23 protein-coding genes are annotated in these 25,870 nt (G+C 39.6%); 18 read left to right on the forward strand and 5 right to left on the reverse strand.

The features are described from left to right. From rseP to AACV33_RS04020, 14 genes are all read left to right on the forward strand, one after another. Entirely contained in the window at positions 1-1,359 is a 1,359-nt protein-coding gene (gene rseP, locus AACV33_RS03955; RefSeq protein ID WP_182699907.1) for a sigma E protease regulator RseP, read from the forward strand. 28 nt (positions 1,360-1,387) lie between these two features. Continuing rightward, a complete protein-coding gene (gene bamA, locus AACV33_RS03960; protein ID WP_182699908.1) occupies positions 1,388-3,808 on the forward strand; it encodes an outer membrane protein assembly factor BamA in 2,421 nt (806 codons plus the stop codon). Positions 3,809-3,883: 75 nt separating this feature from the next. Further along, the gene (locus AACV33_RS03965) at positions 3,884-4,399 is read left to right on the forward strand and encodes an OmpH family outer membrane protein (RefSeq protein WP_017021225.1); all 516 of its coding nucleotides are present in this window, start codon (positions 3,884-3,886) and stop codon (positions 4,397-4,399) included. Between the two features lie 8 nt (positions 4,400-4,407). Next, complete coding sequence (gene lpxD, locus AACV33_RS03970; RefSeq protein WP_012550905.1) at positions 4,408-5,427, forward strand: UDP-3-O-(3-hydroxymyristoyl)glucosamine N-acyltransferase; 1,020 nt, start codon at positions 4,408-4,410, stop codon at positions 5,425-5,427. 127 nt (positions 5,428-5,554) lie between these two features. After that, positions 5,555-6,007, forward strand: a complete 453-nt coding sequence (gene fabZ / locus AACV33_RS03975; protein ID WP_026025362.1) for a 3-hydroxyacyl-ACP dehydratase FabZ — start codon at positions 5,555-5,557, stop codon at positions 6,005-6,007. A gap of 2 nt (positions 6,008-6,009) precedes the next feature. Beyond that, entirely contained in the window at positions 6,010-6,798 is a 789-nt protein-coding gene (gene lpxA / locus AACV33_RS03980) for an acyl-ACP--UDP-N-acetylglucosamine O-acyltransferase (RefSeq protein WP_012550903.1), read from the forward strand. Positions 6,799-6,874: 76 nt separating this feature from the next. Further along, positions 6,875-8,026, forward strand: a complete 1,152-nt coding sequence (lpxB, locus tag AACV33_RS03985) for a lipid-A-disaccharide synthase (RefSeq protein ID WP_182699909.1) — start codon at positions 6,875-6,877, stop codon at positions 8,024-8,026. 4 nt (positions 8,027-8,030) lie between these two features. Further along, positions 8,031-8,654, forward strand: coding sequence for a ribonuclease HII (gene rnhB / locus AACV33_RS03990; RefSeq protein WP_012550901.1), 624 nt, complete (start codon positions 8,031-8,033; stop codon positions 8,652-8,654). Next, the gene (gene dnaE, locus AACV33_RS03995; protein ID WP_017021222.1) at positions 8,654-12,133 is read left to right on the forward strand and encodes a DNA polymerase III subunit alpha; all 3,480 of its coding nucleotides are present in this window, start codon (positions 8,654-8,656) and stop codon (positions 12,131-12,133) included. Before rnhB ends, dnaE begins: the two co-directional genes overlap by 1 nt. Positions 12,134-12,184: 51 nt before the next feature. After that, positions 12,185-13,144: an acetyl-CoA carboxylase carboxyl transferase subunit alpha gene (gene accA / locus AACV33_RS04000; protein ID WP_012550899.1), complete on the forward strand. Its 960-nt coding sequence runs from the start codon at positions 12,185-12,187 to the stop codon at positions 13,142-13,144. Between the two features lie 107 nt (positions 13,145-13,251). Then, positions 13,252-14,583, forward strand: coding sequence for a tRNA lysidine(34) synthetase TilS (tilS, locus tag AACV33_RS04005; RefSeq protein WP_182699910.1), 1,332 nt, complete (start codon positions 13,252-13,254; stop codon positions 14,581-14,583). Positions 14,584-14,635: 52 nt separating this feature from the next. After that, entirely contained in the window at positions 14,636-14,947 is a 312-nt protein-coding gene (locus AACV33_RS04010) for a c-type cytochrome (protein ID WP_012550897.1), read from the forward strand. 92 nt (positions 14,948-15,039) lie between these two features. Continuing rightward, the gene (gene glnB / locus AACV33_RS04015) at positions 15,040-15,378 is read left to right on the forward strand and encodes a nitrogen regulatory protein P-II (protein WP_012550896.1); all 339 of its coding nucleotides are present in this window, start codon (positions 15,040-15,042) and stop codon (positions 15,376-15,378) included. Positions 15,379-15,443: 65 nt separating this feature from the next. Further along, positions 15,444-16,298: an endonuclease/exonuclease/phosphatase family protein gene (locus AACV33_RS04020; RefSeq protein ID WP_017021220.1), complete on the forward strand. Its 855-nt coding sequence runs from the start codon at positions 15,444-15,446 to the stop codon at positions 16,296-16,298. Here AACV33_RS04020 and AACV33_RS04025 read toward each other — a convergent pair. The 3 genes from AACV33_RS04025 to gloB all read right to left on the reverse strand — a co-directional run bounded on the left by AACV33_RS04025 (position 16,279) and on the right by gloB (position 19,366). Continuing rightward, positions 16,279-16,971 carry a YIP1 family protein gene (locus AACV33_RS04025; RefSeq protein ID WP_017021219.1) on the reverse strand — a complete coding sequence of 231 codons (693 nt, stop codon included), beginning with the start codon at positions 16,969-16,971 and terminating at the stop codon, positions 16,279-16,281. The genes AACV33_RS04020 and AACV33_RS04025 overlap by 20 nt on opposite strands. After that, positions 16,968-18,521: a lytic transglycosylase gene (locus AACV33_RS04030; protein WP_182699911.1), complete on the reverse strand. Its 1,554-nt coding sequence runs from the start codon at positions 18,519-18,521 to the stop codon at positions 16,968-16,970. The genes AACV33_RS04025 and AACV33_RS04030 overlap by 4 nt, the downstream gene beginning before the upstream one ends. Before the next feature lie 86 nt (positions 18,522-18,607). Beyond that, on the reverse strand, positions 18,608-19,366 hold the full coding sequence (gene gloB, locus AACV33_RS04035; RefSeq protein WP_065611593.1) for a hydroxyacylglutathione hydrolase: 759 nt from the start codon (positions 19,364-19,366) through the stop codon (positions 18,608-18,610). A gap of 54 nt (positions 19,367-19,420) precedes the next feature. Between gloB and AACV33_RS04040 the strand changes: the two genes are divergently transcribed. After that, positions 19,421-20,161 carry a methyltransferase domain-containing protein gene (locus tag AACV33_RS04040; RefSeq protein ID WP_182699920.1) on the forward strand — a complete coding sequence of 247 codons (741 nt, stop codon included), beginning with the start codon at positions 19,421-19,423 and terminating at the stop codon, positions 20,159-20,161. Here the strand turns inward: AACV33_RS04040 and rnhA are convergent. Beyond that, positions 20,158-20,631, reverse strand: coding sequence for a ribonuclease HI (gene rnhA, locus AACV33_RS04045; RefSeq protein WP_017021215.1), 474 nt, complete (start codon positions 20,629-20,631; stop codon positions 20,158-20,160). The two genes, AACV33_RS04040 and rnhA, sit on opposite strands and share 4 nt — an antisense overlap. A 37-nt stretch (positions 20,632-20,668) precedes the next feature. Between rnhA and dnaQ the strand changes: the two genes are divergently transcribed. From dnaQ to AACV33_RS04060, 3 genes are all read left to right on the forward strand, one after another. Continuing rightward, on the forward strand, positions 20,669-21,400 hold the full coding sequence (gene dnaQ, locus AACV33_RS04050) for a DNA polymerase III subunit epsilon (protein ID WP_017021214.1): 732 nt from the start codon (positions 20,669-20,671) through the stop codon (positions 21,398-21,400). A gap of 10 nt (positions 21,401-21,410) precedes the next feature. Continuing rightward, positions 21,411-22,673, forward strand: coding sequence for a TIGR03503 family protein (locus AACV33_RS04055; RefSeq protein WP_017021213.1), 1,263 nt, complete (start codon positions 21,411-21,413; stop codon positions 22,671-22,673). A gap of 171 nt (positions 22,674-22,844) precedes the next feature. Continuing rightward, positions 22,845-23,009 carry a hypothetical protein gene (locus AACV33_RS04060; protein WP_017021212.1) on the forward strand — a complete coding sequence of 55 codons (165 nt, stop codon included), beginning with the start codon at positions 22,845-22,847 and terminating at the stop codon, positions 23,007-23,009. 77 nt (positions 23,010-23,086) lie between these two features. On the opposite strand, the gene fadE is transcribed toward AACV33_RS04060, so the two are convergent. Next, positions 23,087-25,534, reverse strand: a complete 2,448-nt coding sequence (gene fadE / locus AACV33_RS04065) for an acyl-CoA dehydrogenase FadE (RefSeq protein WP_182699912.1) — start codon at positions 25,532-25,534, stop codon at positions 23,087-23,089. Positions 25,535-25,870 lie beyond the last annotated feature (336 nt).

Below are 25,870 nucleotides of genomic sequence, written 5' to 3' on the forward strand. Positions count from 1 at the left end.
ATGTCAGAACTACTTTGGAATTTAGCATCGTTTATCATTGCTCTCGGTATTTTGGTTGCCGTGCATGAGTATGGCCATTTCTGGGTAGCTCGCCGCTGTGGCGTTATTGTTGAAAAATTCTCTATTGGATTTGGTAAATCTATTTGGAGTAGAAAAGGCAAAGACGGTACAGAATACAGCATTTCAATGATCCCTTTAGGTGGATATGTGAAGATGCTGGATGAGCGAGTCGATGACGTCCCTGAAGAATTAAAAAAACACGCATTTAATAATCGTCCGTTATGGCAACGAAGTGCAATTGTTGCTGCGGGTCCTATTGCTAACTTTATTTTTGCCGTTTTTGCTTGTTGGTTAGCTTTCATGATCGGGGTGACTGCATTAAAGCCAGTAGTTGGTTCTGTTGAAAACGACTCTATATTTTCTCAAGCAGGAATTGAATCTGGAGTGGAACTAAAAGCCATTTCAGGAATCAAAACCTCGGATTGGGAATCGGTTAATATGGCGATTGTTTCTCATATTGGTGATGAATCAATGACGGTAACTTATAGTGACAGCGATAATATTGATGTTGATGTAACTAAGCGTTTGGATCTATCGTCATGGAAATTCGATCCTGAAAAAGATTCACCAATGCTAACGTTGGGTTTTAGACCTTACCGACCAGAAGTAACATTAACGATAGCTAATATTAGTGATAATAGTGCCGCGAGTCGTTCTGGAATGTTAATTGGGGATATTCTTTCTTCAGTGAACGGTAAAGAATTATCCAAATGGCAGCAAATGGTGGATGAAATTCAAGGCAATCCTAGTGCGCCAATGTCAATTGTTGTTATTCGTGATGGCATTGATACGACATTGACGTTAACACCAGATAGCCGCGAGGATTCGGAAGGTAAATTAATCGGTTTTGCCGGTGTTTCACCTGAGTTTAAAGGGTGGCCTGAAGGATATCGTTATGAAAAACAATATGGTCCAATTGTTGCGTTAGAAAAAGCAATGATAAAAACTGGCAATATTATAGATTTAACATTAACCATGACTAAGAAGTTATTCACGGGTGATGTCGCTTTAAACAACCTAAGTGGTCCTATTTCTATAGCAAAAGGAGCAGGGGCCACCGCGGATTATGGTATTGTTTCATTTTTAGGATTTTTAGCCTTAATTAGCGTAAATTTAGGTATTATCAATTTATTACCTCTTCCGGTATTGGATGGCGGTCATTTACTGTTTTTTGCTATCGAGGGAATTACACGTAAACCCGTACCAGAAAGAGTTCAAGAAATCGGTTATAAAGTAGGAACAGCACTTATTATGTCTTTAATGGCTGTTGCATTATTTAACGACTTTATGCGCCTTTAAGCAGTAGCAAGGAATAATTAGACGTATTATGGCGATGAAAAAATTGTTGATTGCTACATTGCTTTTTAGCAGTGTAGCAGCACAAAGCGCAGAAACATTTGTAATTGATGATATACGCTTTGAGGGATTGCAGCGTGTAGCATTAGGTGCTGCGCTTTTAAAAACACCAGTCCGTGTTGGCGATAGTATGAGCCAACAAGATGTATCTCAGGTAATTAAAGCTCTATTTGCCTCGGGTAACTTTGAAGATGTAAAAGTATTTCGTGATGGGAGCACGTTACTCATTCGAGTAACTGAGCGTCCGACGATTGCTAATATTTCCTTTTCTGGAAATAAAGCAATTAAAGAAGAGCAATTACAACAAAATTTAGAAGCGTCTTCTGTTCGAGTAGGTGAGGCTTTAGATAGAACAACATTAAGTAACATAGAGAAAGGCTTAGAAGACTTCTACTATAGTGTTGGTAAATACAATGCAACAGTGCACGCCATTGTTACTCCATTACCTCGAAATCGTGCTGATTTAAAATTTGTGTTTACTGAAGGTGTTTCCGCTAAAATTCAACAAATTAATTTTATTGGAAATGAAGTATTTACTGATGAGCAGCTATTAAGCCGTTTTAATCTAAATGTTGATGTTGCTTGGTGGAACTTTTTAGCGGATGAAAAGTATCAGAAGCAGGTTTTAGCGGGTGATATTGAAGCATTACGTTCATATTACCTTGATCGTGGTTACTTAAAATTCCAAGTAGACTCAACACAAGTCTCAATCTCTCCTGATAAAAAAGGTGTGTATATCGCTTTAACCGTAAAAGAAGGTGAAGCTTATACTGTCAATGGCGTTAAATTCCAAGGCGACCTTATTGGTAAAAAAGAAGAGTTTGAAAAACTGGTTACTTTTGAGGATGGTGATGTTTATAACGGCTCAGCAGTTACGCGCTTAGAAGAAAGTGTAAAGCGTATTCTAGGTGAAGCGGGTTATGCATACCCTAAAGTTCGAACTATACCTGAATTTGATGATGAGAATCAGACCGTATCTTTGGCTATAAATGTTGAAGCTGGTAATCGCATATATGTGCGTGATATTAAATTTGTTGGTAACACATCAACAAAAGATGAAGTATTACGACGTGAAATGCGCCAGATGGAAAGCAGTTGGTTAAACTCTAAATCTATTGAAACGGGTAAAGCACGTTTGAACCGTCTAGGTTTCTTTGAAACTGTCGATGTTCAAACCGTACGTGTTCCTGGCTCTGATGATCAAGTTGATTTAATTTATTCAGTTAAAGAAGCGAACTCAGGAAGTGTTAACTTTGGTGTTGGTTATGGTACTGAATCAGGCGTAAGCTTCCAAGTTGGTCTGCAGCAAGATAACTTCATTGGTTCTGGTAACCGTGTTGGTATCAATGCCATGATGAACGATTATCAAAAGAACATCAGTTTAGATTATCGTGACCCTTACTGGAACTTAGATGGTGTCAGTCTTGGTGGTAAGATTTTCTATAATGAATTTGAAGCCTCTGATGCTGGTATCGTCGATTATACCAACCAAAGTTACGGTGGTAATTTAACGTGGGGTTTCCCATTTGATGAATTAAACTACTTTGAAATTGGTGTTGGTTATACGCATAACAAGATCTCTAATCTTGAAATGTATATGCAGATTGAACAATACTTGAATTCGGTTGGTGAAGCTTATGATGAAGCCGATCAAACACTGATTGTTAGTGATTTTGATGTAACGTTATCGTGGACGCGTAATAACTTGAACAAAGGGTATTTCCCTACAGCAGGTAACTACCAACGTGCTTCTTATAAAATAACAACACCAAACTCAGATTCTCAGTTCTTTAAAGCACAATATGAAGCTCGTCAATATTTCCCATTAACTAAGAAGCACGAGTTCGCTTTATTAATGCGTGGTAAAGTTGGCTATGGTAATGGTTATGGACAGACCGACGGTAACGATAACCTGTATCCATTCTATGAGAACTTTTACGCAGGTGGTTTTACAACGTTGCGTGGTTTTGGTTCAAACTCAGCAGGACCAAAAGCGGTTTATAATGAAAACTCAGTAGGGAATAACCCTAATTATAAAGCAACAGATGATTCTGTTGGTGGTAATGCAACCGCATTAGCAAGTATTGAGCTAATTGTACCAACCCCATTTGCAAGTGAAGAAGCTCAAGGTCAAATACGTACCAGTGTTTTCTTTGATATGGCAAGTGTGTGGGATACGGAATTTGATTATAAAGATCCAAAACCGGGTATGGACGGCGCTCAGTATTATTATGATTACTCTGACCCAACGAATTTCCGTTCATCTTATGGTGCAGCACTACAATGGATGTCACCAATGGGGCCGTTAGTATTCTCAGTTGCGAAACCAGTGAAGATTTATGAAGGTGATGATGAAGAATTCTTCAGTTTTACCATCGGGCGAACTTTCTAAGCATTGAATGCTCTAATAGAAAAGTGTTAATGTAAATGTTATCTATAGTAGATACTACAATAATTAAATAAGGGTATGATTTTGAATAAGTTGGTAAAAGCAGCCGCTTTAGGCACCGTTTTGTTAAGTGGTTCTTTTTTCGCTAATGCAGCAGAAGCAGCAACGAAAATTGGTTATGTAAACATGGCTCAAATTGTTCAGCAAATGCCACAACGTGAAGCTATTTCAGAAAAGCTTCGTGCCGAATTTAAAGATCGTATCGATGAGCTTCGTGGCTTAGAGTCAAAAATCAAAGATAAAGTAGAAACGATTAAACGTGATGGTGAGCTACTTGGTAATTCAGGTAAAACAAAACTTGAGCGTGAAATTGCGTCTTTGCAATCAGATTATAAACTGAAGGCTCAAGCATTAGATGAAGATAATCGTCGTCGTCAAGGCGAAGAGCGTCAGAAACTAATCATGCAAGTTCAACAAACTGTTGAAAAAGTAGCAAACAAAGAAGGCTACGATATGGTTGTTGATGCAGCAACTCTACTTTGGGCACAACCTGAAGACAACCTATCAGAAAAAGTAATCAAAGCAATTAAATAAGGTTGAATATGACTCGTATTACGCTTGCTAAATTGGCAGAAAAATTAGGTGCAACCGTTCATGGTAACGGTGATGTTATTGTACATTCGATTGCTTCGATGAATAAAGCAAGAGAAGGAGACATTACGTTTCTTTCGAATGCAAAATATCGTAAGCAGTTAGCTGAGTGCCAAGCATCTGCAGTAATAGTAAAAGAAGCAGATGTTGAATTTTGCCAATCGAATGCATTAATAATGCGAGACCCATATTTAGGCTTTGCTCTAGCTGCACAGGCATTGGATACAACGCCTGCGCCAGCTACGGATATCGCCCCTTCAGCTTATATTGCAGCTGATGCAATTATTGGTAAAGGGGTCGCTATTGGTCACAATGCGGTCATTGAGTCAAAAGCGGTGATTGCAGATGGAGCGATTATTGGTTCTGGTTGTTTTATTGGACAAGAAGCAAAGATAGGTGAAAATACCAAGCTTTGGGCTAATGTTTCAATCTATCATCGAGTTGAAATCGGAAAATCCTGTTTAGTACAAGCTGGCACTGTTATTGGTTCTGATGGTTTTGGTTATGCAAACGATCGTGGCACTTGGGTTAAGATCCCACAATTAGGCACTGTTATTATTGGTGATAATGTGGAAATTGGTGCAAATGCAGCAATTGACCGTGGTGCGATTGATAATACGATTATTGAAAGTAATGTAATTATTGATAATCACATTCAAATCGCTCATAACGTACAAATCGGATCTGGTTCAGCGATGGCTGGTGGTACTATTGTTGCCGGCAGCACGAAAATTGGTAAACATTGCATCATCGGTGGCGGTTCGGTTATTAACGGTCACATTGAAATCACAGATGGCGTAACGATTACTGGCATGGGAATGGTAATGAGAGGCATCTCTGAGAAGGGAATGTACTCATCTGGTATTCCACTTCAGCCGAATAAAGAATGGCGTAAAACCGCGACACGAGTTCATAAAATTGATGATATGAATAAGCGTTTGAAAGCGGTAGAAAAAAAACTGGTTGATTAAGCTCAGTTTTTCAACATTCTAATTAATAAGTATTGGTCTGCATTTTGCAGGCCTTTGTCTATCTATTATTACTCTATTTGAGCTACACTATTACTCAGATATGATATTGTTTTACAGGAATACTATTTTGACTCGTGAAAATAAAACACTAACGATTACAGAGATTCAGGCACTATTGCCTCACCGTTACCCATTTTTATTAATTGACCGCGTAATCGACTTTGAAGAAGAAAAGTACTTGCATGCGATTAAAAACGTGTCAGTTAATGAGCCTCAGTTTACGGGTCACTTCCCTCAAATGCCTATATTTCCCGGTGTTCTTATTCTTGAAGCTATGGCTCAAGCAACGGGTTTGTTAGCGTTTAAATCGTTTGGTGCTCCTGCTGAAAATGAATTGTATTATTTTGCTAGTATTGATAAAGCAAAATTCCGTAAGCCAGTAGTGCCAGGTGATCAGCTTGTTCTTGAAGTTGAATTCATTAAAGATCGTCGTGGTATTGCTCTATTTAATGGTGTCGCAAAAGTTGATGGCGCTGTCGTATGTTCTGCTGAACTTAAATGTGCGAGACGAGAGTTTTAATTATGATTCATGAAACGGCTCAAATTCACCCATCCGCAGTTATTGAAGGTGACGTGACTATTGAAGCTAATGTATCTGTTGGCCCATTTAGTTATATTTCAGGTAATGTAACTATTGGAGAAGGTACAGAAGTAATGTCGCATGTTGTCATCAAAGGTGACACGATAATCGGCAAAGATAACCGTATTTTTTCATTCGCGATTATTGGTGAAGAAAGCCAAGATAAAAAATATGGCGGTGAAGCAACAAAAGTCGTTGTTGGTGACCGTAACTTTATCCGTGAAAGTGTTCAGATCCATCGCGGTACGGTTCAAGATCGCGGTGTAACAACCGTAGGTAATGACAATTTACTTTGTGTGAATGTACATATCGCGCACGATTGTATTGTTGGCAGTAACATTATCATGGGTAACAATGCAACGTTAGCTGGCCATGTCACTATTGAAGATTATGCGATTGTTTCTGCATTATCTCCAGTGCATCAGTTCTGTACGGTTGGAGCTCATAGCTTTATTGGCGGTGCATCGGTTGTTGTTCAAGACGTTCCTCCTTTTGTTATGGCACAAGGAAATCACTGTAAACCTTTTGGTATTAATATCGAAGGGCTAAAGCGCCGTGGTTTTGAAAAGCCTGAAATTCATGCTATTCGCCGTGCTTATAAAGCGCTTTACCGTAACGGTAATACGTTAGAAGAAGCAAAAGAAGAGATAAAGACAGAAATTGAAGCATTCCCAGTTCTTCAAGGTTTCTTAGATTTGTTTGAAAAATCTACGCGCGGTATTATTCGTTAATTATGGCGTTTAGATAATTATATAAGCATATTATAAAGGCCTATTTCGTGTAGGCCTTTTTTATTTTGGAGTAAATATGACCAAACCATTACGAATCGGTATCGTTGCAGGAGAACTCTCTGGTGACACGCTAGGTGAAGGCTTTATTAAGTCGGTTAAAGCACAATATCCTAATGCTGAGTTTGTAGGGATCGGTGGACCTAAAATGATAGCTCAAGGTTGTGAGTCATTATTTGATATGGAAGAGCTGGCGGTAATGGGCTTGGTTGAGGTTCTTGGGCGTTTACCTCGTTTATTAAAAGTTAAAGCTGAACTTGTCCGTTATTTTTCTCAAAATCCACCGGATGTTTTTATTGGTATTGATGCGCCTGATTTTAACTTACGTTTAGAGAAAACGTTGAAAGATTCGGGTATCAAAACCGTTCATTATGTGAGTCCTTCTGTTTGGGCTTGGCGTCCAAAGCGTATTTTTAAAATCGATGCCGCAACCGATTTAGTTCTCGCCTTTTTACCGTTTGAAAAAGCATTTTATGATAAATACAATGTGGCTTGTGAATTTATTGGTCATACATTGGCAGATGCGATCCCAATGCAGAGTGATAAAATAGCGGCTCGTAAATTGTTGGGTCTAGAATTAGATCGCCAATGGTTAGCGGTATTACCTGGGAGCCGTGGTGGTGAAGTGGCATTAATCGCAAAACCGTTTATAGAGACGTGTCAGAGAATACATCAAAAACACCCTAATATGGGGTTTGTTGTGGCGGCCGTGAATGAAAAACGTCGTGAGCAATTTGAAGTAATTTGGAAAGAAACGGCTCCTGAACTTGAATTTATTATCATTCAAGATACCGCTCGTAATGTAATGACTGCCGCAGATTCTGTTTTATTGGCTTCTGGTACAGTAGCACTTGAATGTATGCTAATTAAAAGACCAATGGTTGTTGGTTACCAAGTGAATAAATTAACCGGATGGATTGCGCAAAAACTCTCTATCACCGAATTTGTTTCATTGCCTAATGTGTTAGCAGGAAAGGAATTGGTTCAAGAGTTTATTCAAGAAGAGTGTCATCCTGATTTTCTATACCCTGCGATGGAAAAAGTATTAAGCCAAGATAACAGCGAATTGATCGATACATTTACAGAGATGCACCAGTGGATTAAAAAAGATGCAGATAAACAAGCTGCTAATGCCGTCTTACGTCTAATTAATAAAGAAACAGCAGAATAATCTAATGACAAAGAAAATAGATTCTAAAGAATTACCTCCATTTGAGTACCCACAAGGCTATCAGTTATTTGCGGGCGTTGATGAAGTTGGACGCGGCCCGTTAGTGGGTGCGGTTGTGACTGCTGCTGTTATTTTAGATCCTAATAATCCAATTGAAGGATTAACGGATTCAAAAAAGTTGACAGAAAAAAAACGTGATTTGTTATTTCCTGAAATTCAAGAAAAAGCGTTAGCTTGGTCTTTAGGGCGATGTGAAGCACATGAGATCGATGAGTTGAATATTTTACAAGCCACAATGGTTGCGATGCAAAGAGCTATTGCTGGGTTGAAGGTTACTCCTGATTTCGCTCTAATTGATGGGAATAAAGTGCCTGAATTGCCAATGGCTGGTTTAGCGGTTGTAAAAGGTGATTTACGCGTTCAAGAGATCAGCGCGGCTTCAATTCTTGCTAAGGTTACTCGTGACAGAGAAATGGAAGTATTGGATAAAGAGTTCCCTCAATATGGCTTTGCTAAACACAAAGGCTATCCAACCAAGGCGCATTTTGCTGCGATTGAAGAGCACGGTGTTATTTCAGAGCATCGTCGTAGTTTTAAACCTGTAAAACGTGTTTTAGGGATCGAGTAATGTCTGAAACCAAATTCGTACACCTTAGGGTACACAGTGATTTCTCCTTAATTGATGGGCTTTCAAAGGTTCCACCATTAGTTAAAAAGATGGCTGAGTTAAATATGCCAGCGATGGGGTTGACTGACTTTACCAACTTGTGTGGTTTGGTTAAATACTATTTTGCAGCACATGGTGCAGGTATTAAACCGATTATTGGTGCTGACTTTAAAGTTCAATCAACAGAGTTTGGTAATGAACTGTTTAATCTGACCGTTTTGGCAAAAAATAATGAAGGTTATAAAAACCTGACTTTATTGATATCAAAAGCTTATTTGCGTGGCCATGTTCAACATACCCCTGTTATGGATAAAGAGTGGTTAATCGAACATAAAGAAGGATTAATTATCCTTTCTGGTGCGAAAAATGGGGATGTAGGTAAAGCCTTATTAAAAGGTAATCAAGAATTAGTTAATGAATGTGTCGATTTTTACAAAACGTATTTTCCTGATCATTATTATTTAGAATTGATCCGGACAGGGCGTGTTGACGAAGACAGCTATCTTCATTTTGCTGTTGATCTTGCTGAAAAAGAAGGGTTGCCAGTTGTAGCAACAAATGATGTTTGTTTTATCAAAGCCGATGATTTTGATGCTCATGAGATCCGTGTCGCGATTCATGATGGCTTTACTTTAGAAGATCCTCGTCGACCTAAAAACTACAGTTCACAACAGTATTTGAGAACGGAAGAGGAGATGTGTGAGCTTTTTGCTGACATCCCAGAAGCGTTAGAAAACAGTGTTGAGATAGCCAAGCGTTGTAATGTTACCGTTCGTTTAGGTGAATACTTTCTGCCTAACTTCCCAACGGAAGGAATGAAAATTGAAGATTTCCTCGTTAAGAAATCTCAAGAAGGGTTAGAAAGACGTTTAGCCTTCTTGTTCCCAGATGAAAAAGTACGTTTAGAGCGTCGACCAGAATACGATGAACGTCTGCAAATAGAACTCGATGTAATTAACCAAATGGGATTCCCAGGTTATTTCTTGATCGTAATGGAGTTTATCCAGTGGTCAAAAGATAACTTAATTCCAGTTGGACCTGGGCGAGGGTCAGGTGCTGGTTCACTTGTTGCTTATGCGTTAGATATTACCGATCTCGATCCACTTGAATATGACCTGTTATTCGAACGATTCTTGAACCCTGAGCGTGTCTCGATGCCCGATTTCGATATCGATTTCTGTATGGATAAGCGTGATAAGGTTATTGAGCACGTTGCTGAAATATATGGTCGTGATGCGGTATCCCAAATTATTACCTTTGGTACGATGGCGGCTAAAGCGGTAATTCGAGATGTTGGTCGAGTACTTGGTCATCCTTATGGTTTTGTTGATCGTCTTTCAAAGTTAATACCGACAGATCCAGGTATGACGTTAGCGAAAGCTTTTGAAGCAGAACCACAACTGCCTGAACTGTATAATGCAGATGAAGAAGTTCGTGCTCTTATCGATATGTGTAGAATCTTAGAAGGTTGTACACGAAATGCTGGTAAGCATGCGGGTGGTGTTGTTATTTCACCAACGACGATTACGGATTTCTCACCGTTGTATTGTGATGCGGATGGCAATTTCCCTGTTACACAGTTTGATAAGAATGATGTTGAAACCGCAGGTTTAGTTAAATTCGATTTCTTAGGCCTACGAACCTTAACGATCATTGATTGGGCGTTGGGTTTAATTAACCCTCGACGAGAAAAAGAAGGAAAAGAAGCGGTTCGAATCGAATCGATCCCTCTTGACGATCAAGCGTCCTTTAAGTTGTTACAAAATTCAGAAACGACCGCGGTATTCCAGTTAGAATCTCGTGGAATGAAAGATCTGATCAAGCGATTACAGCCCGATAGCTTTGAAGATATCATCGCCTTGGTGGCGCTTTTCCGTCCTGGTCCTTTGCAATCAGGGATGGTAGATAACTTTATTGACCGTAAACATGGTCGTGAAGAGGTGTCTTATCCTGATGTAAATTGGCAGCATGAGTCATTAAAAGAAACGCTAGAACCAACGTACGGCATTATTTTATATCAAGAACAAGTAATGCAAATTGCACAGATCTTAGCGGGTTATACGCTAGGTGGCGCCGATATGCTTCGTCGTGCAATGGGTAAGAAAAAACCCGAAGAAATGGCAAAACAGCGTGGTACGTTTAAAGACGGCGCGATTGCGAATGGCGTAGATGGCGAGTTGTCGATGAAAATCTTCGACTTGGTAGAAAAGTTTGCTGGTTATGGTTTTAACAAATCGCACTCAGCGGCCTATGCTCTGGTTTCTTATCAAACATTATGGTTAAAAACGCACTATCCAGCCGAATTCATGGCGGCGGTAATGACGGCCGATATGGATAATACGGACAAAATCATTGGTCTTGTTGATGAATGTTTCCGTATGAAACTGAAAGTATTACCGCCAGATGTGAATGCGGGCCTTTATCGTTTTAATGTTGATGAAGATGGCGCCATTGTTTACGGTATTGGTGCGATCAAAGGGGTTGGTGAAGGCCCCATTGAAAATATTATTGAAGCACGAAATAAAGGTGGTTATTTCCGTGATTTATTCGATTTTTGTTCTCGAATTGACACGAAAAAAACCAATAAACGTATTGTAGAAAAATTAATTCGTTCTGGTGCTTTGGATCGCCTTGGTCCTCATAGAGCCGCATTAATGGCATCGTTAGAAGATGCAATGAAGGCGGCAGGTCAACACCATCAAGCAGAATCGTTTGGGCAATCAGACATGTTTGGGGTATTAACTCAAGCACCAGAAGAAGTCGAACAAGCTTATACGCATGTTCCGCGATGGCCAGAGAAAGTATGGCTTGAAGGGGAGCGGGAAACCTTAGGTCTTTATCTAACGGGGCATCCCGTTAATGCGTACATTAAAGAATTGTCTCGATATACGACGTGGCGTTTGAATGATGCTCACGTTACGAGACGCGATCAAACTGTAACGGTTGCAGGTTTAGTTATTGCTGCTAGAGTAATGACCACTAAACGAGGCAGCCGTATTGGTTTAATGACATTAGATGACCGATCTGGCCGAATGGAAGTGATGTTGTTCTCTGATGCCCTTGATCGATACGCTGATTTGCTAGAAACTGACAAAATAGTGCTTGTTTCTGGACAGGTCAGCTTTGATGATTTCAATGGGGGGCTTAAAATGTCTGCCCGTGAAGTGATGTCATTGGGAGATGCACGAGAAAAATACGCTCGTGGATTGTCCGTTTCTGTTACCGATGCGCAAATTAACAACCAATTTTTTGAACGCTTTAGTCAAATACTAGAGCCTAATCGGGCAGGGACTGTCCCGGTAAACGTATATTATCAGCGAGCCGACGCTCGTGTTAAGTTGGTCCTAGGGACGGAGTGGCGAGTTACGCCAACAGACCAACTAATAGATGATTTGAAGTCGTTGCTTGGCGAACAGCAAGTCGAGCTTGAATTTAACTAGAATAAGTAAGGCTGCTAATTTGAGCGGCCTTGAACTAACAAGGATTCTTTAATGAGCCTAAATTTTCTTGAATTTGAAAAACCAATTGCAGAACTAGAAGCTAAAATTGAAGCGCTGCGTGATATTTCTCGTCGTGGTGGTGATAATGCACTTGATCTAGATAAAGAAATTAAGCAATTAGAAGATAAATGTTTAGATCTTAAAAAGAAAACATTTAGTGATTTAGGTGCGTGGGAAGTTGCTCAACTTGCTCGTCACCCAGAACGTCCATATGTATTAGATTACATTGAACTTATGTTTACTGAGTTTGATGAATTAGCCGGTGATCGTGCTTTTGCTGATGATAAAGCATTAGTGGGTGGTATGGCTCGTTTAGATGGTCGTCCTGTGATGATAATTGGTCATCAAAAAGGACGTGGTACGAAAGAAAAAGTACGTCGCAATTTTGGTATGCCAAAACCTGAAGGTTACCGTAAAGCAAAACGTTTAATGCAAATGGCTGAGCGTTTTAAAATGCCAATCATTACTTTTATTGATACTGCTGGTGCTTATCCAGGTGTTGGTGCAGAAGAACGTGGTCAATCTGAAGCCATTGCTACGAACCTTAAAATCATGTCAGAGCTAAGTGTTCCTGTGATTTGTAATGTCGTTGGTGAAGGCGGTTCTGGTGGTGCTCTTGCTATCGGTGTAGGTGATTATGTCAACATGCTTCAATACTCTACGTATTCAGTGATTTCTCCTGAAGGTTGTGCTTCAATTTTATGGCGTGATTCAGATAAAGCACCTCAAGCGGCTGAAGCAATGGGACTTGTTGCTCCTCGTTTAAAAGAGCTAGAGTTGATTGATACGATCATTGATGAACCATTAGGTGGTGCGCATCGTAATCATAAAGCAACGGCTGAGAATATTAAGCAACGTTTAATTGAACAATTGAACGAGCTTGAAGGTTTTGATGAAGAAGCGTTGCTTGAACGTCGTTACCAACGTTTAATGAATTACGGTTACTGCTAATAATTATGAGTAAAATTCAGAACTAGATTCGCGAATTTTAATAATATAGAGTAAAGTGAAAACGAGCCTTAGTGCTCGTTTTTTTCATTTTTAGGTTTTAATTTTATATGCTTTCTTCTCATTTCTCTCAGACATTATCTCTTTATATTTCGCCTAAATCAGAACTCGTGGTTGCATTCAGCGGCGGTGTTGATTCTGTTGTATTACTTCATCTAGCGGCTTATTACTCTAAGTTACATCAATTACCTTGTGTTGCTGTTTATGTAAATCATGGATTAAGTGAACACGCTGTTGAGTGGGAAGTTTTTTGTCAATCCTATTGCGATAGCCTTGGTATCTCGTTGTTTATTGAACGAGTTAATTTAGATATTGGTCCACAACAGAGCTTAGAAGAAGTTGCGCGAGAAGCGCGTTACGATGTGCTTGCAAAACACATTAATAACCATTCTTTGTTATTAACAGGGCAGCACCAAGATGATCAAGTAGAAACCTTTTTCTTAGCATTGAAAAGAGGAAGTGGTCCTGCTGGTTTATCGTCAATGCCCGTAATAGCCCCTTTTGTTACGGGACGAAAATGTCGACCATTATTGTCTACTTCTCGGTGTGATATTGAAGCGTATGCAAACGTGAATCAATTGAAATGGGTAGAAGATGAAAGCAATAAAGATACTCGCTTTGACCGAAATTTTTTACGCCACAAAGTAACCCCATTGTTGCGTCAACGTTGGCCTAGTTTTGCTTCAGCGGTGAATCGCAGTGCACAATTATGTGCAGAACAAGAGCAGTTATTGACTGAACTACTTCAACCAAAAGTGAAGGCTTATCAAAATACGATTCAAGGTATTTCGATTGAATCGCTTGCACTTGAATCTGAAGCGGCTTGCAAGGTTATATTAAGGTTATGGTTAAAACAGTTTTCTATTCTTTTGCCGACCCAAGCTCAATTAGGCGTGCTATGGAACGAAGTGGCTAATGCACAGCAAGATGCAAATCCTTGTTTAGAAATTAATTCCATCCAATTACGACGTTTTCAAGGTTACCTGTATTGCCTTCCACAATATGGCGATGTCTCACAGTGGAACTCGGAATTAAAAGAAATATTAACCTTACCTGATGGGTTAGGAGATATCGAATTGAAGCAAACACTAGGTGCCAATGATTCTGATTTGATGCCTTTATTTCTGCGATCGCCTTTGAGCGGTGAGAGAGTGACGGTGCGTTTTGATAGTACGGGATTAATTGCTCATCCAGAGACAAGACAACATAGTCGTAAAATGAAAAAATTGTATCAAGAGTATGGGATCCCTAGTTGGCAAAGAACACGATTACCACTCATTTTTTATAATGACCAATTAGCGGCTGTTACTGGGTTATTTGTATGTAAAGCATTTTCAGGAAAAGAGTGTGAGCTGATCTGGCATAAATCAGGCTCAATATAGACATCCGGAATTTACTTGGCAAAATGACTAAAAAAATAAAGGAGCAGTGTAAATGAAAAAAGTAATTGGACTGGCAGTTATCGGCTTATTGGTATCAACGTCTACATTTGCAGCGGGTGATGCCGCAGCAGGGAAAGCAAAATCTGCAATTTGTGCTTCATGTCATGGGGCGAATGGTATTGCGGTGATTCCGGGCTACCCGAACTTGAAAGGGCAGAATGCACAATATATCGAATCTTCATTAAAAGCTTATAAGAGTAAGCAGCGTAATGGCGGTAATGCGGCAATTATGCAACCAATGGCGGCAATGCTGAATGATACTGATATCTCAAATTTAGCGGCTTACTATTCTACGATGAAATAGAGCGGAAATAAGTAATGCGATTCCTTGGTTGAATGTTGATGGCCCCTCGACGATAATGGTCTGATATTTAATATTGATGTTAAGGGACTAATATGAAGAAGATCGAAGCAATCATCAAACCGTTTAAATTAGATGATGTGCGAGAAAGCCTTGCTGATGTAGGTATCACAGGTATGACTGTCTCTGAAGTAAAAGGCTTTGGACGTCAAAAAGGTCATACTGAATTATACCGTGGCGCTGAATACATGGTCGATTTCTTACCGAAAGTAAAATTAGAAATTGTTGTGAATGATGATGTTGTCGATCAATGCATTGACGCTATCATTGAAACGGCGCAGACTGGAAAAATTGGTGATGGTAAAATTTTCGTCACTGACGTAAGCCGTGTTATTCGTATCCGAACGGGCGAAGAAGACGAAGACGCAATTTAATTATTACTGTTCTGTTTGAATGGTATAACGTAAGGAAGGAGTGATGATTCACTCCTTTTTTGTTTATGAAAAAGAAAACAATATTAATATCAACCGTTGCACTGCTTATTGGTGCAATGATTATGGCTAAATCGTTTATTTTTACGATCCCTTTAAAACCAGAGTTAATAGAACTTACGCCTGATTCTATGGATTATAAGACGGGTTGTGCTGAGTTCGATGAATCAAAACCTATCGACCGTGATGGTACTATCAACGTACTTGTTTGGAATATTTATAAACAACAAAAACAAGACTGGGAACCTGCGTTAGGAAAGTTAACTCAAAAAGCGGATTTGGTTTTATTGCAAGAAGCGAGTTTAACGCCTGAATTAAAAACGTTTATTATTGATAAAAGCTATTCTGCTGAATTGGTCAGAGCGTTTGATGTGTTTGATACCAGTGCGGGAGTGTTAAGTCTTGCAAAAGTACAAGCGGAGCGCGCCTGTGCCCATACCGCGATAGAACCTTGGTTACGTTTACCTAAATCAGCGTTATTATCTGAATACGCGTTATCTAATGGTGAATCGTTAATGGTGGTTAATGTTCATGCCATCAATTTCACATTAGGAACCGAAGATTATCAACGTCAAATGAGTGATTTAGAAAAGGAAGTTAAAAATCATGTTGGGCCACTGATTCTGGCGGGTGATTTTAATTCTTGGAGTAGTGCTAGATTAGAGACATTAGATCAAGAAGTGGCTCGCCTTAGATTAAAAGAAGTTCGGTTTACGCCTGATGAGCGAATGACATTTATGACAGGGTTACCTTTGGATCATGTTTTTTATCGAGGTTTAAATGTAAAAGAAGCGCACTCAATAAAGAGTAACGCTTCTGATCATAATCCATTAGAAGTTAGTTTTAGCCTGAAAAGGCCGTAATTAATCCCCATAATGTAAAGCAAGCAACCCATGGAAGGGCGGAGATTATAAGTGCTCTTGCTCTGTCTAAATCCGTCCATGCGCCAAGAGCTGCATAGCCTAAAACAATGTACCAAGGCATTAATAACGGGAATGAACTCGCGTAAGCAGACCAATGATCTGTCATTGGTAGCTTGATTAAGCCATTCAAGCTATTTAAATCAGCCGCGTAAGGCATCGTATTCGCGTGATTTAGTAAAAGACTTATATAGCTAGCAATATCGCCAATAAGTGCTGGAAACATCACTATTGTGCTTGCAGCGACCCATTTAAAGTAACCATGTTGGTACTTGCTTTGCTTTGTCGCTAATTTGAACCACAAAGCTAATAGCAATACAGAAGCAATTCTTCCCATCACGTCGTTAATCACTTCCCCTGCTAACAGAATTTCTTTTGTTAGCCACTCTGCTTTTACTTGCCCGCCAATGCTGTCAATTTGTTGAGTTAAACTTGTTACGACCCAATCAAAATTAACAAGGTCAAAGTACGTACCCCAAAAGATAAAAGGCGAAAAAATCAAGAGCAAGAAAGGAAGCCAAGCCCATTTTCCATGTTCATATAACGCGGCGAAACAATCTGTTGGCGATCGAAAAATATCGACTAATAAAATTAACGGATTTGAAGAAGGGGTCATACATTTGCCTTAGTAACATCAACGTAAAGTTTTAATTTTTGTCCCAGCTTAATATAAGAGCCACGTTCGATGCTATTCCATTTCATGATGTCTGTCACAGAGACACTGAATTTTTGTGCAATAGAGCTAAGGTTATCGCCTTGACGGATCTGGTAATGAACCGTACGGATTATTCCACCATCAGAATTGCTTTTCCAAATGACTAATTTTTGCCCAACACGCAATGAATCTTTTGGTGCCATACCGTTCCATTTTGCTAAATCACGATAAGAGATGCTGTTATCACGAGCGATGCTCCATAACGATTCTCCATCTTTAACGGTATGGTCAGATTTGTATTTTCCTTTTGCTTTGGCTTGAGTTTTCTTTAAGCGCTGTGGTGCACTTAATGCATAGGTTTTATTGCCTTGAGAAGCGGTTGGAATTAATAAATACTGACCAACTCGAATGCTCGTACCATTTAAGTCATTGGTTTGTTCAATGATGTTAGAGGTCGTATTATGCTTCACCGCTAATTGACTAATCGTATCGCCAGATTGAACTTTGTAGCGCACAACTTTCATTGTTTTATTGCCATTCTTTTTCAGGTTGGCATTAAAACGATCGACTTTATCAATCGGTAATAATAGATGATAAGGGCCATCTGGTGACGTTGCCCATTGATTGTATCCAGGGTTATAGCCTTGCAATTCAGAGATTGAAATACCCGCAAATTCTGCCGCAATCGCCAAATCTAATTGTTTATTTGGGTCTACCATTTCGAGCACAGGTTTGTTGGCAATAGGTGGAAGTTCTACCCCGTATTTTTCATGGTTTTTAATGATGTCAGCTAATGCTAATAATTTAGGGACATAACCGCTGGTTTCTTCTGGTAAATCTAATGAAAAGAAATCGGTAGGTTTACCTAAGTTTTTATTTTTTCGGATTGCTCTAGATACTCGTCCACCACCACTGTTGTAAGATGCAATCGCTTGTTGCCAATTGCCATCAAAGCGACGGTCAAAATATTCCATATAATCTAATGCTGCATTCGTTGCCGCAGGTACGTCACGACGACCGTCATACCACCAATTACGTTCTAATTTAAAGCGATCAGCTGTTCCAGGGACAAATTGCCATAGACCAGCGGCACTGCCGTGGGAGTAAGCAAAAGGGTCAAACGCACTTTCAACGATAGGAAGAAGCACTAACTCCATAGGAAGTCCGCGTTTTTCAATTTCAACAGTGATCATATACAGAAACGGTTGAGCTCGTTTGGCAACAGTACGCAGGTGACTTGGGTGTTTAATGTACCAATTACGATAATAATCGACCGATTTATGATCTGGAATTGGCATATTTAATTGCATTGCAATACGTTGCCATACGTCTTCTTGTTCTTGAGGGGTAAGCTCCGGTTTTTCGATTGGTTTAATTTCTGCTGGTTTGGTATCTTGCTTTGAAGGCGTAGAGATAGCAGAAGTCGTATCAGGCTGTGTTTTTTCTGATGGTGGAGCACTTTGACAGCCTGCCAATAACGCTAATCCAATCCAATGGAGCTTAAGTTTCATTAATTATTGCCTTCAAGTTGTGTTTGATTATTTTTTATTTGGGTGCAGATAATACTTGTCAACAATCGTCCAGACAAGTTTCATCATTAAAACTCGTCTTTCCATCTCCTTAATGCGGCAAAGGTTGCAACTTCGGAATCATTTTCTACTTTGGATGAAACGGCTTGTTTTACACTTGTTTCACTGGTTCTTAAAAAAGGATTAATGAGCTTTTCTCGTTGCATCGTTGTTGGGATCGTTGCTTTTCCATTTGCTCGAAGTCGTAAAACCTTTTCACGATATTGTTGTAAATAATCGTTATCAGGTTCAACCGCCAACGCAAAAGCAAGATTGGACGCAGTGTATTCATGGGCGCAATACACTTCTGTTTCATCGGGTAACGCGGCCAATTTTTGCAGTGAATGAAACATTTGTTCTGCGGTGCCTTCAAATAAGCGACCACAACCGGCAGAGAAAAGGGTATCACCACAAAATAGTTTTTCATCACCAATGTAAGCGATATGACCTTTTGTGTGTCCTTCAACGCCTAGTACCATAAATTTTTCATTGAATAATTCAACAAAATCACCATCACCAACGGGATGGGTGAGGGTTGGAATAGGTTCATTTTCAGGGCCTACAACATTGATGTTTGGAAATTGACGAACAAGCTCAGGAACCCCACCAATATGATCATGGTGGTGGTGCGTAATTAAAATTGCATCTAAAATAAGACCATGCTCTTTAATGCAGGCAAGCACTGGGGCTGCTTCTCCTGGATCAACCACAACACAATGATTATCATTGTTGTGAATTAACCAAATGTAATTATCATTAAATGCAGGTATGCTTTTTATTAATAGCATTCACCTTTCTCCAAATTTTTATAAAGTATTAATATTTTGTAGGTAACTGTATTGATTAAGCCAGCACTGCTTGATAAAAAAATTGAAAAACCGCATTCATGGTCATCAATTCCTCATGGGAACTGGATCCGTGAGTTGATCCAATCACGCCTTGATGAATGGTGTCCTAAGCTATTTGGTTATCATATGCTAAAAGTGGGTGGTTTGAGTGCTGAGCTAGATAGTCACTTTTGTAACATTAAACACCAAGTTAGCTTAGATAACAAAAATTCCCTAAAAAATATTTGCGCTGATTTACCTCAACTCCCTTTTCTTGAGAAAAGTATAGATGCGTGTGTGTTAGCGCACCAACTTGATTACTCATCGGACCCTCATCAATTATTGCGAGAAGTTGATCGTGTTTTAATTCATGATGGTTACGTGATCCTTACTGGATTTAACCCAATGAGTGCCATTGGTATCGCAAGTTTATTCCCTTGGCGTAAAAACAACTTACCTTGGAGTGGGCGAATGTTTACTCCTCATCGAATTAAAGATTGGTTAGCGGTGTTAAATTTTGAAGTGGTATATAGCGATTGTTTCGCTTTAGCGCCGTTAACTCGCTATCAAACGATTTGGACATGGTTTGAGAATTTAGGGGGGGAGTCGGTAAAACCGGTAAGTGGTATTTATTTTATTGTAGCAAGAAAGCGGACCTACCCATTAAAACCGATAAAATCGGCCTGGAAAAAGAAGCCTAAATTGGCTCCTATTTCGGTAGCACAGACTCGTCAGGGAAAAGTGAACTCAGATTAGCCTGGGTAACCTGTATCGTCCTGAGTTGGATTCTCTGCGGCGGTACGTGCTAAATCGTCACACATTTCATTCTCACGATGACCAGCATGGCCTTTAACCCAGCGCCAATCGACGGTGTGACGTTCTGCCTCTGCATCTAATTGTTTCCAAAGGTCGGCATTTACGACTGGTTTTTTATCCGCTTTTTTCCACCCTCGTTTTTTCCAACCATGTATCCATTGAGTGATACCTTGACGAACGTATTGGCTATCCGTCGTTAACACCACAGTGCAAGGTTCTTTAAGGTTACGTAAGGCGACGACAGCAGCAAGCATTTCCATACGGTTGTTTGTGGTTTGGTTAAACCCACCTGAAAATGTTTTTTCTGTGCCTTTATAGCGCATAACAATACCATAGCCACCAGGACCGGGATTGCCTAAGCAAGAGCCATCTGTGAAAATTTCAACCTGTTTCATTATCTCTGTTATCATTAGAGGAATTTAGAAATAGTCTGACACAAATGAGCCTATGAATACTAGCGACAATTCCCCGAATAGAATTATTGTTCTCGATACAGAAACCACCGGTATGAATTTATCTGGCGGCCCTATTTATGAGGGTCACCGTATAATTGAAATTGGTGCGGTAGAAATAATCAACCGAAAATTAACTGGAAATCATTTTCATGTATACATTAAGCCTGATCGACTGATTGATCTTGAAGCTATTGATGTTCATGGTATTACCGATGAATTTTTGTATGATAAGCCAGAATATAAAGACATCCATGATGAATTTTTAGCGTTTATTAAAGGGGCTGAGCTTGTCGCCCACAATGCCCCCTTTGATGTTGGGTTTATGGATTATGAATTCAGTAAACTTAACAAACTTATTGGTACCACGGATCAGTATTGTAAGATCACCGATACCTTGGCCATGGCGAAGAAAATTTTCCCTGGTAAGCGAAATAATCTAGATGTGTTATGTGGTCGTTACGGCATAGATAACTCGCATCGAACGCTTCACGGCGCTTTACTCGATGCCGAAATACTGGCAGATGTTTATCTGTTAATGACAGGCGGACAAACCAGCTTAAGTTTCTCAGCAGGAGGAAATGAGTCTGATTCTTCTGAAGAAAGTATTAATAGATTGAATTTAGGACGAAAAGGATTAAAGGTTTTACGTGCAACGGCCGATGAATTAGAAGCGCATGAAAAGCGCTTGGATATCGTTGGTGATGCCTGTTTGTGGCGTAATTAGGAGTTTTAGTATGTGGCGGTTATTGATAATTGCACTTTTTGTACCGATAGTGAGTTGGGCAAAGAGCACCGAAATGTCGTGGTTGGACAACCGCTTTAGAGTTGATCCTACGATTAAGCAAGTGTCATTTTTAGTCCATAGAGAGAAAGCCTCTCAAGCCGTTACTCTTGTGCGTCCTGATGGAACAAAATATTACGCATGGAAACACCCAGATAATGTGGCGTGGTATGAAGAAAATGGTATGGATATTATCTCTATTGAGAATCCTATGCCTGGACCATGGCAAGCGATAGGTAAAGTAACACCGGATAATAAGATAAAAATTCTATCTAATTTAACGCTGAACGTAGATTCGTTACCAAAAAAATTATATCAATCTGAAAGTTTAAAATTTACGGCTCGTTTACTTGAAGATGGAAAACCATTGGTATTACGAGAGTTTTTAAACCGCATCAAATTGAACGTGACGTTTACGCCTTATCTTGCGAATGAAAAAGATCTAGTTAAAGAAGCTCGCCCATTGGCTGAAGTGTTAGGTACGTTTGAAGATAATGGTGAAGATCTCGATGAAGTGGCTGCTGACGGTATTTTTACTGTTAACTTACCAATAAAGATAAAGCCGGGTAAATATTGGGTTCGTATTCAATCGCGTAATGGTGTTTTCTTGAGAACGGTAGAGCAAGATGTCTTGGTTTATCCTGCTCCCATTCGAGCAACGTTTACTCAAGCTCGTGATGACAGTACAAAGCATTCAATGAACATTGATACTGAAGCTGGAGTGATTAAAGCGGGATCGTTAGCGGCTCATATTGAACAATTTAATCCAAAAGATCGCAAAACCGTAACTGAAGCACAATCTGAAAAAGACGAATCAAAGCTTTATTTTTCGTTGCCTAATGATTATATGTCCGGAAAAAACAGTTGGACAGGTTGGGTATACGCAACAGATAAGGCAACGAGTCGACCATTGCAATTTTACCTTGGCTTGCACAATTATGGGGTGACAGAGCCGATTGATTTAAAAGCGGCTTATGAAGCAAGAGTAAAAGAAGCGGCAATACAACGTAAAATAGAAGAAGAAAAAAGACTTGAAGAAGAAAGAGCGACTGCTCGTCAACATTTTTGGGTTTACGTTATTGTTGGAAATATAGCCATTATATTGTTAATTTTTGGCGGTATTTTTGGGTGGAAGAAATGTAAATTGCTGAAAGAGAAAAAAGCATTTGCCCCTAAATCTGAAAAATTAACAATGCCGCCACCGCCTAAAGTATAAAATACTTGAGTAATAAGAAAAAACCGCAGTTATGGCGGTTTTTTATTTATCAAGGCCTTTTTTGTAGCTTTTTGTTACATTTATCCAGAAGTTAACGATTGCTTTTTTATAAAGTTTGAATTATCGACTTTGGTTAAATATACTGCTCCATTCATTGAAATGGAGAATGTTGTGAATAAATATAAATCTAAGTTAGAGGCAGCATTTAAACAAGCACTCAAAGTGAATGATGATACAAAAATCAATCACGAGTTGTTAGGCCTAAACAATGAGAGTATTAGCTACTTATCGCTTGAAGAAATAATTTATCTAAAGTTAGTAGTCAGCCTTAAATAAATAAGATGTATATAGAAAATAAAAAGGCCAGAACAGTATATGTTCTGGCCTTTTTTATGTTTTGATAAGAGAATTAACTAAGCAATTTTACTGTGTTCAAAATGATTAACTTCTGGCTTTACGATAAGCTCTCTTGGGTCAAAATCTTCAACGCTAATCGTCGCTAGTCGACTTTTCTCTGCTTTACGAAGTAGTAGGGCTTCTTTATCTGAAATAATATTTAACTCTAAACCGATTTTTGCAACACGATCTAATTGCATGAAGGGTAGACGTTGTTTTGATTCTTTACATACACGATCATAAATTGGTTCTGCGGTTAAGATATCAATCAATGCTTCTTCCATTTTACCTACCGGATTAAAGCGACTCGCCTCTAAGAACAGACCTCGACCAATTCGACTACGGACTCCTGATGGTTCTTGAAGAATTCGAGCTAATTTATGATCCAGTTTATCACTTGGGCGTTGACGACGAAGCCCAGTTGGAAGCAAGATTAAACGCATTGCCTTGGCGATAAATTGATTTGGGAAATTACTTAATAACCCATCAATCGCTTGCTCTGCTTGATGTAACGAATCTTGCACGCTCCAATGAACTAAAGGTAAATCTTCCTTCTGACGACCTTCATCATCAAAACGCTTAAGTACTGACGTTGTTAGATACAGTTGACTTAAAATGTCACCTAGACGTGCTGACATGCGTTCACGGCGCTTCAAACTGCCGCCAAGAACAGCCATTGATACATCAGATAGTAATGCTAAGTTCGTACTGTAACGATTTACTTGTTGGTAATAACGTTTGGTTTCATCGTTAAAGGCGGTTTTTGAACCACGACCATCGGTTAGGCCAAACCATAAACTGCGTACAAAATTACTGATCCCAAAGCCAATATGACCAAAGACAGCAGCATCGAATTTATCAAGAGACGCTTGCTTATCTTCTAAGTAGGCCGCGTCCATTTCTTCAAGAACATAAGGGTGGCAGCGAATAGCACCTTGACCGTAGATAATCATTGAACGGGTCAGTATGTTTGCGCCTTCAACAGTAATGGCGATTGGCGATCCTTGATAACTGCGGGCTAAGAAGTTTGAGCTGCCTAGACAGATCCCTTTACCACCAGCGATGTCCATACCATCAATGGCAATACGTTGTGCACGGTGGGTACAGTGATATTTTACAATGGCAGAGATAACCGATGGTTTCTCTCCTTGTACAATACCGGCAACCGTTAGTGCACTTGCTGCGTCCATCATATAAGCATTACCTGCCATACGCGCTAATGGCTCTTCGATCCCTTCCATTTTACCAATGGGTAATTTGAATTGGCGACGAATTCGAGCATAAGCACCCGTAGCAAGCGCTGCGGTTTTTGCACCCCCCGTTGCGTTAGATGGCAAGGTGATACCTCGACCCACTGACAGACACTCAACCAACATACGCCAACCGTGACCGGCCATTTTTTCACCACCGATGATGTAATCAAGTGGAACAAATAAATCGTCACCTTGTGTTGGACCATTTTGAAATGGCACATTCATAGGGAAGTGGCGGCGTCCAATTTTAACGCCTTCTAAGTTTGTTGGAATAAGAGCACAAGTAATACCGAGGTTTTTCTTATCGCCTAATAAACCATCAGGATCTTGTAGTTTAAACGCCAAGCCTAAAACGGTAGCGACAGGGGCTAGGGTAATGTAACGCTTATTCCAAGTAAGGCGCATACCTAGTACTTCTTTTCCTTCCCACATGCCTTTTGTCACGATACCAAAATCAGGAATTGACCCTGCATCGGAGCCCGCTTCTGGGCTAGTTAGTGCAAAACATGGGATTTCCTTGCCTTCGGCTAAGCGAGGTAAGTAATGATTTTTTTGATCTTCAGTACCGTAATGTTGAAGAAGTTCGCCTGGACCTAATGAATTCGGAACCCCAACCGTAATAGATAAAACACCAGAAACACTGGTCAATTTTTGTAGAACAGAAGATTGTGCATAAGCTGAGAATTCTAAACCACCGTATTTTTTCTTAATGATCATGGCAAAGAATTTGTTATCTTTCAGGTATTGCCATACTTCTGGTGGTAAATCAGCAAGCTCATGAGTGACTTCATAATCATTGATCATGCGGCACACTTCGTTTACTGGACCATCCATGAATGCTTGTTCTTCATCGGATAGTGTATTTTTAGGAATATTATGAAGGAATTTCCAATCAGGATTACCTTTAAACAGCTCTGCTTCCCACCAAACCGTACCCGCTTCAATGGCATCTTTTTCTGTTTTTGACATTTCAGGCATAACACCTTTAAACATCGATAAGGCTTTATTACTAAAAAGAGATTGTCTAATTGAAGGGATGTTTAGAGGTACCGCGATTGCTAAGAAAATAGCCCAAGTGATAACGCCGGCATAACCTAATCCGGTACTCACCGCCAAAATTGCTGCCGTTACTAGTGTAGCGGTTCGTAATGATTGTCGATGATAACTTAATGCAGCAAGTGCAATTAATGTTGTTAGTAGTGTGAGGGCCATGTGATTCTCCTTTTCCGGCGCTGTTTCTGTTTGTAGGAACAGAATTGATTACGATACTCGGTCGTAATGTTATTGTTTGTTTAAAGCTCTTTCTGATAAGAGGTCTAACCAGTTAAGTTTAGTGTAGAACAAATGTTAATAAAAAGTAAATCTACATAATGGTTAAAAAGTGATCTAGCTTGGGTAATTAATAAACAAATTGCTAATTAGAGTGAGTGAACTCTACTTTTATTTCCTACGGTTTTAGGAATTTGTGGTGTGTAGAAGAAATATGAAGTGAATTGCTTTAAATGGTTTACTGGGATAGGTACACTGAGATGAACCCCATTAGGGAAT

The sequence above is a fragment of the Aliivibrio sp. SR45-2 genome (genome assembly GCF_963890165.1).
Taxonomy (GTDB): domain Bacteria; phylum Pseudomonadota; class Gammaproteobacteria; order Enterobacterales; family Vibrionaceae; genus Aliivibrio; species Aliivibrio salmonicida.